The organism is Desulfonatronovibrio magnus (assembly GCF_000934755.1).
GTDB classification, from domain to species: Bacteria; Desulfobacterota; Desulfovibrionia; order Desulfovibrionales; family Desulfonatronovibrionaceae; genus Desulfonatronovibrio; species Desulfonatronovibrio magnus.
In genome coordinates, this window is record NZ_KN882187.1 from 1 (window position 1) to 12,355 (window position 12,355).

The 12,355-nt window shown below is 40.6% G+C and carries 13 protein-coding genes; 4 read left to right on the top strand and 9 right to left on the bottom strand.

What is annotated here, in order from left to right:
• Nucleotides 1-363: hypothetical protein (locus LZ23_RS20725; protein WP_045217325.1), on the top strand; the 363-nt coding region annotated here is incomplete at its 5' end.
• 725 nt (nt 364-1,088) lie between these two features.
• On the opposite strand, the gene csm5 is transcribed toward LZ23_RS20725, so the two are convergent.
• The 7 genes from csm5 to csx2 form a co-directional block, all read right to left on the bottom strand.
• Nucleotides 1,089-2,585: a type III-A CRISPR-associated RAMP protein Csm5 gene (gene csm5 / locus LZ23_RS20730; protein WP_045217326.1), complete on the bottom strand. Its 1,497-nt coding sequence runs from the start codon at nt 2,583-2,585 to the stop codon at nt 1,089-1,091.
• Complete coding sequence (csm4, locus tag LZ23_RS20735; RefSeq protein WP_045217328.1) at nt 2,585-3,580, bottom strand: type III-A CRISPR-associated RAMP protein Csm4; 996 nt, start codon at nt 3,578-3,580, stop codon at nt 2,585-2,587. Before csm4 ends, csm5 begins: the two co-directional genes overlap by 1 nt.
• A gap of 11 nt (nt 3,581-3,591) precedes the next feature.
• Nucleotides 3,592-4,326 carry a type III-A CRISPR-associated RAMP protein Csm3 gene (gene csm3, locus LZ23_RS20740; RefSeq protein ID WP_045217330.1) on the bottom strand — a complete coding sequence of 245 codons (735 nt, stop codon included), beginning with the start codon at nt 4,324-4,326 and terminating at the stop codon, nt 3,592-3,594.
• A 2-nt stretch (nt 4,327-4,328) separates the two neighbouring features.
• Nucleotides 4,329-4,757, bottom strand: coding sequence for a type III-A CRISPR-associated protein Csm2 (csm2, locus tag LZ23_RS23065; protein WP_052507586.1), 429 nt, complete (start codon nt 4,755-4,757; stop codon nt 4,329-4,331).
• A 67-nt stretch (nt 4,758-4,824) separates the two neighbouring features.
• Nucleotides 4,825-7,509, bottom strand: a complete 2,685-nt coding sequence (gene cas10 / locus LZ23_RS20750; RefSeq protein WP_045217331.1) for a type III-A CRISPR-associated protein Cas10/Csm1 — start codon at nt 7,507-7,509, stop codon at nt 4,825-4,827.
• A gap of 728 nt (nt 7,510-8,237) precedes the next feature.
• On the bottom strand, nt 8,238-8,489 hold the full coding sequence (locus tag LZ23_RS20755; protein WP_045217333.1) for a CRISPR-associated protein Csx3: 252 nt from the start codon (nt 8,487-8,489) through the stop codon (nt 8,238-8,240).
• On the bottom strand, nt 8,486-9,796 hold the full coding sequence (csx2, locus tag LZ23_RS20760; RefSeq protein WP_045217334.1) for a TIGR02221 family CRISPR-associated protein: 1,311 nt from the start codon (nt 9,794-9,796) through the stop codon (nt 8,486-8,488). Before csx2 ends, LZ23_RS20755 begins: the two co-directional genes overlap by 4 nt.
• A 153-nt stretch (nt 9,797-9,949) precedes the next feature.
• Here csx2 and LZ23_RS20765 point away from each other — a divergent pair, with 153 nt between their 5' ends.
• A complete protein-coding gene (locus LZ23_RS20765; protein ID WP_045217335.1) occupies nt 9,950-10,177 on the top strand; it encodes a hypothetical protein in 228 nt (75 codons plus the stop codon).
• Nucleotides 10,167-10,508, top strand: coding sequence for a hypothetical protein (locus LZ23_RS20770; protein WP_045217336.1), 342 nt, complete (start codon nt 10,167-10,169; stop codon nt 10,506-10,508). Before LZ23_RS20765 ends, LZ23_RS20770 begins: the two co-directional genes overlap by 11 nt.
• Here the strand turns inward: LZ23_RS20770 and cas6 are convergent.
• Both cas6 and LZ23_RS20780 read right to left on the bottom strand, forming a co-directional pair.
• The gene (gene cas6 / locus LZ23_RS20775; RefSeq protein ID WP_084591174.1) at nt 10,505-11,488 is read right to left on the bottom strand and encodes a CRISPR system precrRNA processing endoribonuclease RAMP protein Cas6; all 984 of its coding nucleotides are present in this window, start codon (nt 11,486-11,488) and stop codon (nt 10,505-10,507) included. The genes LZ23_RS20770 and cas6 overlap by 4 nt on opposite strands.
• Nucleotides 11,489-11,802: 314 nt before the next feature.
• Nucleotides 11,803-12,084, bottom strand: a complete 282-nt coding sequence (locus tag LZ23_RS20780) for a hypothetical protein (protein ID WP_198146066.1) — start codon at nt 12,082-12,084, stop codon at nt 11,803-11,805.
• A gap of 88 nt (nt 12,085-12,172) precedes the next feature.
• Between LZ23_RS20780 and LZ23_RS25215 the strand changes: the two genes are divergently transcribed.
• Nucleotides 12,173-12,355, top strand: a 183-nt coding sequence (locus LZ23_RS25215; RefSeq protein ID WP_045217338.1) for a hypothetical protein, incomplete at its 3' end; no start/stop codon positions are given.

Here is a 12,355-nt window from a genome sequence, read left to right on the forward strand (position 1 = left end):
ATCAGCAAAGATTGTGTGTTTTGGAGTGATGACCATCCCTGGCAGTTGTGGTTTTTGAATATGGGCAGGGTTGTTAAGGATACTGAACTCAAAAAGGCCTTCTGGAACAAATCTTTAGATATCTGCCTGAGATCTTTCCCCACCATAAAAATCATGGGGCTTATGCCCTTGTCCAGACTGTATGAACTTAGCCTGGTAGCGAATAATGTTCTTGAACAGGCATATAAAGCAATAATCACAGACTGCAAAGATTCGGGATTAAACAGGGAACACTTTGAGCCCCTGTGGATGGTCAAGTGGGATGAAGGCCTGTCAATGGTTTACAGGGAAACTGGCAGGTATTTTCCTTTCAGTTACAGGTAAGAGAAGGGAACATTACGCTTTTCGGAAAACTATAAATTCCAGCTGCATGTCATAGCTGTTTTGGAGTTAAAACCCGATTCTGACCGTGTTGCACGGGGACTGTCCCTGGCTTCGGGACTGTCCCCAATTAACTTTTCAGAAAAGCGTAATGCTCCTGTAAGAAGGCAAAACGCTGTGAGTATAGGTTGAAACTGGCTGACAGACTTTGGAAGTATAGCCTGATCCATTTGCTTTTTAAAAAAAAATTAACTGTTAAGCGCAATCGAATAAAAAGATATGGACCCAGGATCCGTCATCCCGGCCTCGATCCAGGACCGGGGTGACGGTTAAGCCAGACAGTTGTCCTTTTTTAGTCATTCCGGCGAAAGCCGGAATCCAGGGTATTATAATAGCCTTAAAGTAGAGGTGGCGAACAGTTGTAAAAAATTACTCGAGCAGATCCATGTTCGTATCTGTTTTACTTTTCAAAAAAAGCAATCCACAGCACATATAAAATTATGGCCAGGGCCAGGGTTTCGAGGAAAAACATGGTTTTGGTTTGCCTTTTTTCTAATCATTTAAAAATAAAACAATGCAGCTAAACATAAAAATGTTCAAAATTTTAGCCATTTACGTACTACAAGAGAGGCTTTTGCCGTGATAAAGGTTTAAGCAGATTAATAATCTCATCTGAAAAAATGACCGTATGAGACCAAGAAAAAAATGTCGCTCTAATCATCGCTGAGTTATTGTAAATCCAGCTCACCTAACAGAACGTCCAGCTTCTGAATCCATGGTTTATTATTTTTTCTGGCATTTTTGTAGGATTTACCTAAAGCTTTTGCAGCATCCAACAGTAATTTTGCCATTTCAGTCTTTAATTTTTCATCGTCATGTATTTTGATTCTGTTAATAAACTCATCGATTGAACCGCTAAGCCCCGTTCCTGCCTGCTTGAGAATGGACTGAAATTCGCCAATAACATCAGCTCTGATCTCTTCCTTGGGTCGAGCTTTAACCTGGGGCTCATGTGAAGCTGCATGAGACTTGATCATGCCTTCCTTTATATTGGATGTAGTGTTGCTCACTGATTGCAATCCTGCCTGGTGGAAAGATTTTTCAACTTGCCTTGAAATCATAACCCAGCCAAGGGGCAAACAGGGAGTCCCTTCCTGGTCAAGGGCAAGTCTGCGAGTTTTAGGGTAAGGCATATTGTGTTTGCAAAGATTATACTGTTTCCTTGCCTGGGCAGCCATTCCTTCATCCATCCAATCACCGGTCATGCCTTTCCAGCCGCTACCCCAGGAGATCCTGGTAATAAACCCCTGGTCAGAAGACATCGCTTTGATCCGGTCACATAGATTTTGGTAAAATACTGCAGTCCCTTTCCCGGCTGGGCTGTATTTTTCAAAAAATTCTTTTTCTGATAAAGCAATCCTCAGACTATGTTGATTAAGCAGTGAGTATGTTTTTTCAACATCGAGCGATGGATTAAAGGATGGCATACGAGCTTTTTTTCTTAACTCGTTGTCTGCCAGAAGACCATCCATTGACAGGCAGGCAGTAATAGTTGTGCCTGCCTCCAGTGTTTCCACATAAACCCCAATTGCATCCTTAAAACTATTTACAGTTTTTTTGTGGAAAGAAAAATTTTTCCATCCAGCTTTTGCAGGGCTTTGTAAATTAAAATACTTTATTTCTCTGGCCATAATTTCTGCTTCATTAATATTTATGGAAAGGCTGTCACTTACATTGTATCCACGCAAGAAATCATTATGAGGACTTCCACCTGCCAGCTCATTAAGATATTTATCAGCCCATCTTTTATTGCTGTTCAAATACGGCTTTCGAGTGCTGTCTGATGCCATCTTTGTCAGAAAAGCAGTTCTCAAAGCTCCTTTGAGTGAACTGCCAGGCAAATAGAGTCTTCCAAAGCCATCTTTGATAAAACTGCGGATTTTTTGAGGTCTTCCAGACCCTTTAATTCCCAACGTATAACTGGTAATTAGCTTTATTTTGTACTGATTGGTAAAATTATTCCAGTTGAACCGTTCCTGTCCGGATTCCTTGAGAGCGGCTGGATTATCCTGCAGTTGACTGAATGTCTGATCTGCATCAACCACCTGGAGTCCCCCCTGTTTTTGGATATAGTCTACATCAGATTCAAGTACATTTCCATCACCTACATGAAGAGGTGTAATAAGTGATATCACCCAGGTTTCCAATTTATTTGGATAATTCATTAGTTTGCCCCCTTAATCCAGGAAGGTTCAGCGCAAGGCAGAGAAAGGGATCTGAAATCCCTGAATACATCATGTTTAAGTGGCAGATTGTATTTGTTAACTAAATTCTTATTGATTAGGTTTACAACCCTGCCAGATGTTTGACCTGTAAAATAACTGCCTTCTTCAAATACCCTTATTGGCGGCCTGCCGGCACTTGACCCTGATATCCAGCCGGACCTGCTTGTAATATTATATGCGCAAGATGAAGTTTGCCTAATTAGATTGTCATCCGGCCCTGGATTGTAAAGAGACAAAGTTAAGCTGCCATCATACTTCTCAGGCAGTTTGATATTGAGAGCAATCTTTTCTCGTACACGGAAATGACCCAGCCCACTGTTTCTGTCTGCACCAATGCCAGTATCTCCCAGAAAACTAATAACTGATTCCAGGCTTTTTGTATTCGAGGTTTTGGCAATAAAAAAAAGGCCACATTCAGGATGAAAGTGCTGCTGTGCAAAGAAGAATGTGCCTGCATCGCTTTGTCCGCCAAGTCTGTCTACATTAACCCTCTGTCTTTCGCTTAATATCCAGGGGTTGCAATTTATCAAGTCTTCAACCTGGGATTCATTTTTTGTGTAGGCAAATTGTTTATTTACGAAGACCTCTGATCTCTCGATAATTTTTCCGCTGAGAACCATTTCAAGGACTTTCTGAGAAATCCAGTTCACACTTTTGTAAGTCTTTATTTCTGACAGGCTCGATTCTCCCCATATCCTGAATTTTGGAATCGGAAAAAACAGGACATCTCTAATATAAGGGAATGCTGAAGAAATAATGTATTCAGGCTGTGAAAAAAAATCCGCTTTAAGGTCTGGATATAAATTACCCCAGCAAGTGCATAAAGCAGCAGAAATTGTGTCTGAATGGATAAACTCCTGAGCGGTTTCCGGGCTTCCTGTGCCTTTGGAATCAACATGCAGCGCTGATAAGAATTTTAGCTTATATACAAGCATGACTTCTCCTGCTAAGCTTTTAAGGAGTCAGGGATATCAAAATCCATTTTTCTGGCTGGACTGTTATTCTGGTAATCTTCAGCGTTCTTGTTAGACAACTCCTCAATTGAGAATTTAACGCGTCCATATCCTCTTGCGCCATGTCCACCAAGATAATCATCCTGAAGGAGCTGCATGCACTCAAAAACTAAAGGCAGGTATTCCCCTTGATCATCGTCACCATAAAGATTTAGTATCAGTTCAAATGAAAACCTGGCGCCGGCAGGTACTCTTTCGATTTGCCTCGGATTTGCCCTGGAGGTAACACGATCAATGGCCACTTCAGTTTTCACTTCTGTCATGGGCATATCAGTATTTTTTGCATTTTCCAGATCTTCAGGGTTAGCCAGAGCAGCGTCTCGGACAATTAACCTTTGAGGAATGTTCGCTTCCCGTTCTCCGGCAGATACACCAAAGAGTTTTGTAGTAATATTGGCTGGATTCTTTCCTGGATTGCCTTTAAATTTCCCATTGTCACTCACAAGCTCAAACTCATGTCGACATTTTTCTGATAGTGACCTCATTTTTCCACGTAAGGATGATCCAGGAATTAACGGGCGGTTGGTCATGGGATCGCGGATAACGATGGAGTCAGCACCGCCAATACCCATCTCAGTGGAATTGCCGCCAATATGAAGGCCTGTAAGGGTGAAAATTGTACCTTTTATGAATATTCTTGATTTAAAAATCAAATTTTGTTCAGTCATTATTACTTTCCTCCTTCAGCTTTATGATATGCCAGAATTGCTTCAAAAAAATTAAAAAAATTTTTCATTCTGTTAAACTGACCGTCAACTTGGTCAATGGCATGCGAAAGACATGTCACCAAAACTGTAAAGCCTTGAATGTTATTTCCCTTATTATGCCGACCATTAGCATATGCCATTTTAGGTTTTAAGAGGAGCAGGCTGGAATATTTTTCTGAAGCATTATCAGCATTAAGACTCATATCAATTTTTTTGGTTGCACCATAAATATTTCTGATCTGGGAGGTAGAAACAGACTTTGATTCTACAACACCTCGGTCATTTTTAAAAATCATTTGAACAGCGATCTTCTGAGCAGTATCCACCAGCGCCTTGGCATCACCACCAATAATAGCCTTATCAATCTGTTCTCTAAAACTGCATTCCGGCATAAAAAACCTCCTTGTTAGTAAACCCCGTACAGGAATAGGATCATAAGCATTCAGGGGATATCCCCGCTTAACGATGTAAATAGTCAGCTATGGTTAAAGGTAGTTCCAACCAGGAAAAAACCGGGAGTGCTGCCCCATTATTTTTGTTTTGGCTCATCTCGGATATTTTTCCCTGGTCAAACAGAACTTCAGCCCATTTTTCAATTTGGTCGGTTTGATTTTTATATCTTCTTTTTAATTGATATTTCGTCCTCCAATGCCATGGATAAAAGGCGATCTCTTTCCATGCCATGCTATGACTTATATTTTTCTCCATCATAAGTTTTCTGGAAAAGGTTTGGTTGCCAGCGGTCATTTGCCTGAGAAAGGATGAAAAGCCTTTGTTGCTATCCTGGCTTTCCTTTTCCAATAGATGGATTATCTTCTGGGCTAACTGCCAGTCTTCCCATAATATGGCTGTATTTTGAAAGCAAAACCCAGATTTTTTCAAATCTACAGTGTTTATCCAATCGCTTCTGATCATTTTAGCTTTTTTCTCCGCTGCACCTGCCAGTTGAGCAGCCTTATAGATTGGATATTTACCACGGTGCAGAGTGATTCCGCCTGAAATGCCCATGTCCTGGTTATGGCAGCAGAATGCACTAAATTTATCCTGAACAGTTTGTGCAAGTTCAGGCAGCTGATGCCAGGAACCTATGACAAACAGGTCATCTCCGCCGGAATAAATTATTTGGCATTTGTCAAAACTGTCTTTTTTCAAAAGGTTCACAAGGTAACCCGAGAAAAAATTTTTTAATTGCCTGGATAGCGTAGTCATTCTGGAGATAGAGGCCATTGGCCTGCGAACAGGTTGTCCTTTCTGCACTACAACATTTCCCCATCCAGGCACAGATTTACCCTTAATATACAAGGATTCTCTTTGAGGGAAATACAGCCCCTGCATAAAAATCAGCCCTAAATTATCAACATCCATCCTTAACAGGCCAATTCTTTTAATGCCTTGAGATTCATCCGCGTAACGCTGAAAGTCCCATGGCTGATTTTCATCCATCTGTCGGCGCATATCCCATCTTCCAAGGTAAGAAAACTGAAGAGCCACCCCAACCCCGGGAAGATCGAGATGCTTGATATCTTTCTCGCCAGACTCATTATAAAAAATACACTCAGCATCTTCTGTTTTTAAATAACGTAAATTGGACAATTCATGAGAACTAATCAGGATTACCGCTGCATCCAGGTCATCAAAAATTATAATTTTCCTTGAATTGAAAATCGAGGATGTTTCAACTCCCGCTTTAGCATTCCAGACAGTGAGTACAGCCTCTGTATCTCTGAGCCACAGACCGAGTTTTTCCAATTGTTCACATAAAGAGCATTTAATGCTTTGATGAACCATCCGAGTTCCGCAAACGGGGCAGCTTACCGTAGGGTTGAAGTCAACTTGTGGTTCAAAAAAATCCTGTTCATGGAGAAAATCTCTGAATTTTCCTGTCCTATCCTTTTCCAGGTCTTCAGCTGCAGCTTTCCAGGCTTCGTGCATATTGCCCTGGGCAAACATATCCGATGTCACAGGGGCGATGCCCAGACCCATGTACACAGACCCTCCAAACTTATTCAAAAGCCATGAATTAATTGATTTTCTTGCAACATATAAATCATCCTTAAGACATGAGGGAATAAGAATGTAAAACTTGCCCCCAGAGTCATAGAGCAGGGCAGCAGGGTTGAGGTCGAGTTCACGCAACAAATATCTGCTGCTCAGGCTGCAAAAAAGTTGTACATAATAAGATCTGCCCCTGAGTCCCTTAGCAGCACCCTGGTTGGTCAAATTATATATAAACTTTTGAATACCTGAAAAATCTCCACAAACAAGAAGCCACTTGGAATCATTTTTTATCTCAAGATCGGCGAGGCAATTTTGTTTTCTTGACTGTTCAATGTATAATGCCTGAGCAATAGAAGCCGTTGTGCGCATATGATCGAACAGACTTATATCCGGGTGGCGAACGTTTGTAGCAGAAGGAACATTAGCAGTATATCTTTCCAAAATTGAACTCAGGCAAATTGTAAGATTTCGCAGGGAAATATCAGAATTCTTCCTTGCAAGTGCATCAATGTCTTCCAGAAAAGACTGACATAGTTTCTGGTACTCATCTTTCAATGTCTTTTTTGTAAGAAGATGCGACCACTGAGTTGGGTCTTCCAGGCCTTCATGAGCATCAGCATCAAAGATCAGTTCTTCAGGAAAATCTTTCCAAAATTTTGGAAACAGACTTTCATCGTCTGATCTGATCCTGGAAAGAGGATACCTGTAAGAGGTAGCTGTTTTGTCATCGTTGTTGTGAAGAAATACTTTTTCGATCACAGGCTCAAGAAGTGTTCTTTGTCCTATACCTTTCTGATAATATTGACCTTCTTCCCTTTCGCTTGATGATAGTCGGTCAGCAATGCGAATCACTTTGGCCCCAAAAGACTGTTCATCATTCAAGTGATGTCCTGAGGCCCATGTTTTCCATTCATTACTTGACGAAGTCCTCAGGCATGTAAATTTTTGTTCCAACTCATCACAGAAGCATTTGGTATGAGTACAGTGAAGATGAGTATGAAAACCACCTTTTTTGTCTCGGGGACAAAACTCAAGATAAGTTTCATCCTTTCTGGATTCGGAAAATACTTCACCACGCTCAAGCAATTTTCCAATATCGTGGATAAGACCAGCTAACACTATGAAATCCTGCTGTTTTTCATCCATTATTATCACCTCTAATTTGAGATTAATTCAATTCATCAATATAAAGATATTTACGGTCAACGATCAAACTTTTGCAAAAAAAAATCTTAAAAAAGCTGTCACTGATCATGAACAGGCATCAGGAAATATTTCACCCTGAATCTTGAATCCTGGTTCAAGCCAGGAACAACCTCCCCCGGAAAGATGGAAAATGTAAAACGTCACATTTGACCGCCACCTTCTAAGTAACTGGAATTGTTTTGCCAATAAAATCAGATGGTTACAATTTTCATATTTTTACGTTTTTTGCTTTGATTAATGCACATTTGCCTGAAAAGTTCCGTCAAAGATGGGAACTTTGCGCCTGGCACAGGGACTGTCCCTCGCTGTGTAAATTTTGTCATTAAAGCCAATTTCTTCCAGGAACCAATGCAGTATCAATCTTTTTTATAGTACCTCGCGGGGACTGTCCCAATTTCCAGAAAAGTGACAGACTCGTAAAGTTACTCACAGGTTCGGTCCTGGTCCGCCCAGGTGAAGAGCTTACAAGTAACTTCAAGAAAACTGGACCCCGAATCAAGTTCGGGGTGACGGTTAAAGCAAGTTTTTACTCTTTACCGTCATTCCGGCGAAAGCCGGAATCCAGATTTTGATGGGTGTAAGTTACTTATCGGTTCGATCCCGGGTCGCCCGGGCAAAGAGCTTACTGAACAGCTACACAATACTTATTGAGGCAATGTGAGCCGACACTAAAATGGATTATGATCAAAAATAACAACTTCTCCAGTTACTGGAGAGGAATATCTTAAGGATCTTGCCTTGCCATGAAGAATATGGGCAAGGCTTAAATAAAGCCACACAGGACCAGGACCAGTCAGCACAACATCATTTCCTTCTCCAGCGAGGCTCAGGCAATCAAGCTTATACTTTTCAAGGTTAACCAGTTTAGCCTGCGCATCTTCTGAAAATAATTCTGGCAAGTTGATAATTATTTTTTTCATAACTCCGAGCTTTCCGAAAGGCATTTCAAAAGTTTATTAAACAGGTCGTGAATATCTTTTATCAACTTATCAGAACGAAAGCAGGTTGCAGTACCAGCATGATTAATATCATTTCGATTCTGAGTAATTTTATCATATATTTTACAAACCTCTTTATTAGCTTTTTTTTGAATCTCTTTGATAATTTCAGGCCTTTCTGCTGCCTCCCCAAACCATTTATCTTCAGGTATTTTTATCAGACTTCTTGACAGACCCTGAGATACTAGAGATCTGTCTTCCCTGCGCTGGTAATTGAGATTAAATTTCTGACAGTAGAAGGTAATGATGTTCTCCTGAAGAAGTGTGTAAGCCTGCTGTACCAAACCATGCTCCAAGCACCACTCTACAGCACCAAACCCTTTGGCAACTTCCTGACAAAAGATTTTGTCAGGCCCTTGTAATTTTTCTAATTTATTTTGAATTAAGCCAAGGAGCGGATAAAAAGCAGGTATAGTATTCGATGTTTTTGTGAGTTCATTGATAATATCTTGTGCTTTCTCCCACGGTTTGCCATCATAAATTTCAGAACCTCTGCAAGTAGAAATGCTGGAATGACTTGAATTAAGAAGATTACTTAATCGGTCCAGAATTCTGGCTTCCTCATCTTTGCCTTTAGAGTGTTTTTTCCGAGGAATTACCTCAGCTTCCAACAGGTCTGTCAGCGCCTCCACCTGCCCATGTCGTTGAAAAACCCGAACAGCATGACTCCAATCCATAAGTGTTAAAAAAGATGTTACGTTCTCTACAGGAGCAGATGGGGTTTCTGTATTTCGAGTTCTTGCTTCCCAGTTACCGTAGTAGATACCATCAATCATAATGTCCTTAAGCGATCTTGTATATTGAAGACAAGCAAGTCCGATTACAGGTATGGATCTGAATGAATGGGTAATGTCAAAAATGATTTGATCCCCTGAGTCGAGCCTGGAATGAATAGACTCAAAAATTTCCCATATTTCCTGCTCTCCTTGTCCTCCTGGAATTGAAACAGGAGTAAAGACGGTTTCTGGAAAAAGAGTCTCAGCAGATTTTTTTAACCCACAGCCCGGGTATTCTTTTCCTTGACTGTTTGTTCTTTTAATTCCCAGCCAGTTCATTTTTTCAGCTTCAGGTGTCAGGAATATAACAACCTCATCAGGTTTAAATATATGGGTAAGGGCTAATTGGATAAAGGGGGTTTCATATCCAACTACTTCATGGTCAAAATTATAATAGTAGTTTACCTTGTCATAAAAACCTAAGCCTAAAAAAGAAATTAATTTTGTAGCCAAGTAAATACTCCTGATTTTTGAATAGCCTTGATCATGTGCATTGCTTTGGTTAAACTCTGGAAATAATAGAAATACAGCAGAAGATATGTTGAAAATTGACAGACTAATGAATCAACATTATTAAGAATTTTTTACAAATAAGGAGTAAGCAAAGTGAGTTCAGTTGTTAATTCATCCATCAAGTATGTACATGACGAGCAGGGACAATGTCTTGAAGTAATTATTCCTTTTTCCGCCTGGCAGGCGACCATGGATAAGATCGAAGGCCTTCAGGAAAAAAACAATATTCTTTGCGGCCTGTCTCAGGCTTGCAGGGAAGTTAAGGAAAACAGGATTAAACCATCCAGTCAGTGCCTTGAGGACTTTCTGGATGAGCTATAAGCTTATTCCCACACAAACTTTTAAGGATGAAGTCTACCAGCTTATCAAAAAATATCCATCTATTAAAAGTGATCTAAAAGATCTCTCTGTAATACTGAAAAACAATCCAAAAGCAGGAAACGCTCTTGGCAGTAATGCTTATAAAATCAGAATCAAAAATTCTGACTCTGGCAAGGGAAAACGAAGCGGTTACAGGATTATCACTTATGTTTCAGACCCCAAAATGGTGGTCTGGCTGCTGACAATTTATTCAAAATCCAGAAAAACTTCCATTACTGACCAGGAACTAAGCAGAATAATTAATAAAGCAGATTTTGATAATTTACCTTAGCAAACCCTCTCAATCCGACCCAGCCCCATGGAAGCACCCTTCCCTATATGCATGATCTCGGCGCATTTGATCCATTTTTCCAATTTTGGGACATCTGCAGCAAAAGAACAATAACCCACCAGGCCGCCCATTGGGACTTTTCTTTTCTGGCGATTGGAAAATCTGGAATAATCATCCCATCTCATGTTTTTAAATATTTTGTTTTCAGATAGTTGGGTATTTTGGTCAGTAGTTGAAAAACCATCAAAAAAGCTAAAATAATTTTGGACAGCCTGCCATTTGGACTTCCCCATTTCTACTCCATCAGAATATATACAAGCCATTGCTTCCAGTCTTCTTGCAAGAGTCATAAACATAAACTTGAGATCAAGATCAGAGAGGTACTTTCCTTTTTTTCTTAACCTCATGGGGGTAGAAAATTGCAAACAGTATTCAGAGCTGTGATTTTCGCTTGGATCCAGCCATTCCTTGAGGGGGAAAGGTCCACTAAACTGTGTAAGAATATCCCTTGTAAGATCGATGGTTATGTTTTTGTGTGGGGTATGTTCTGAAATGGATTCAATCGAAAAGGGCGTCCTGTTTCTTCCCAATCCCTTGCTTTGCGCTCTGGCCAATGCTTGAAGGATGACTGGAAGGAACTTGCAGCAATAGCCAAAAAGAGAAATGTTCAAAGATATTCTCTGGCTGTCTTCACGGACAGGAGCAAACAGTACATATCCTCTGGGCGAGTTAAATATTCCCGGAATTTCTGTTCTTTTTTCAAACAATAGATAGTATGGACAATTGTCGCCCAAGATGCATTGATGACAATCTTTGCACCCAGGCAAAGGGCATATCAAGGCTTTCAATTCCCAGCCAATAATCCCTCTCCATGTAGAGCCAAGATAATAGGAAAGGGAGTGACCCGTTTCAGTGGACACTGTAATACTGAGCTTTAAAATCTCAATATGCGGGTATAGACTGCAAGGGGTCATTTTCATATTTGGTTGGTTGTTGATTTTGAATTGATTAATATTCTATATTACATTTTTTGGAAAAAAACAATATTTTTATATCCTTCACAATGGTGGCTTCGCCCGAAAACCAAAAAAGAAATCTTAACTGTCATTTCAATGATTCACTCAAGACGCTCTCAGTTAAACCAGTTTGCAACGGAGACTAACGTCTGTTTAACAGTGTTGGCGAAGGGCGTAAAGTAAGAAAGAAGTTTTTCATTTGCCGCAGAACGGCAAATGAAAAGGTTGCCTTTTTGTAAACTGATACCCGGTATTTTAAAATAACACTTTTTCTAGTCTCAATCTACCTGGTGTGCAGTTAAAAACATGGCCTGGGCCAGGGCATCAAAGAATCTCTGGTACGGTTCAGGATCTTCTACTGCCCGGATATTATACTGGGCATTAGCCCTGACCAGCATCTGGTTTTGACCCCTTGGTCTCACAGTGACAGTCATACGCAGGGCATACTGATCCAACTTGGTTGCACTGACAGTGCCAAGTGTTCCATCTGCTTTGTCAACAACGAACCCCAAGTCCTGCAGAGTAGCTATGATGGTACGCAGGGTATTTTCTCTGTCCACTGTATCAAAGGCAGACCAGAACGTTATTCATATTACAACACCACCTGAAAAGTTTCAGCCTGGGTTTGTGCTCAGGTTGTATTTTTTGATGCTGTATTATGATTACGGAATAGAAATGGTATTTTTCAAAATCAATTTGAAAATATGTAATGGGCAGGAGTTAGGAGACAGGGATCAGGGATCAGGGGACAGGGGACAGGGGACAGGGGACAGGGGACAGGGGACAGGAGTCAGGAGACAGGGATCAGGGATCAGGGGACAGGAGACAGGG

Excerpts from the sequence above, each read along its gene's own strand:
- csm5 (WP_045217326.1), bottom strand. The coding sequence starts at position 2,585 with ATGAATTATCCAAATAAATTGGAAACCTGGGTGATATCACTTATTACA.
- csm4 (WP_045217328.1), bottom strand. The coding sequence starts at position 3,580 with ATGCTTGTATATAAGCTAAAATTCTTATCAGCGCTGCATGTTGATTCC.
- cas10 (WP_045217331.1), bottom strand. The coding sequence starts at position 7,509 with ATGGATGAAAAACAGCAGGATTTCATAGTGTTAGCTGGTCTTATCCAC.
- LZ23_RS20755 (WP_045217333.1), bottom strand. The coding sequence starts at position 8,489 with ATGAAAAAAATAATTATCAACTTGCCAGAATTATTTTCAGAAGATGCG.
- csm3 (WP_045217330.1), bottom strand. The coding sequence starts at position 4,326 with ATGACTGAACAAAATTTGATTTTTAAATCAAGAATATTCATAAAAGGT.
- cas6 (WP_084591174.1), bottom strand. The coding sequence starts at position 11,488 with ATGAAAATGACCCCTTGCAGTCTATACCCGCATATTGAGATTTTAAAG.
- csm2 (WP_052507586.1), bottom strand. The coding sequence starts at position 4,757 with ATGCCGGAATGCAGTTTTAGAGAACAGATTGATAAGGCTATTATTGGT.
- LZ23_RS20770 (WP_045217336.1), top strand. The coding sequence starts at position 10,167 with ATGAGCTATAAGCTTATTCCCACACAAACTTTTAAGGATGAAGTCTAC.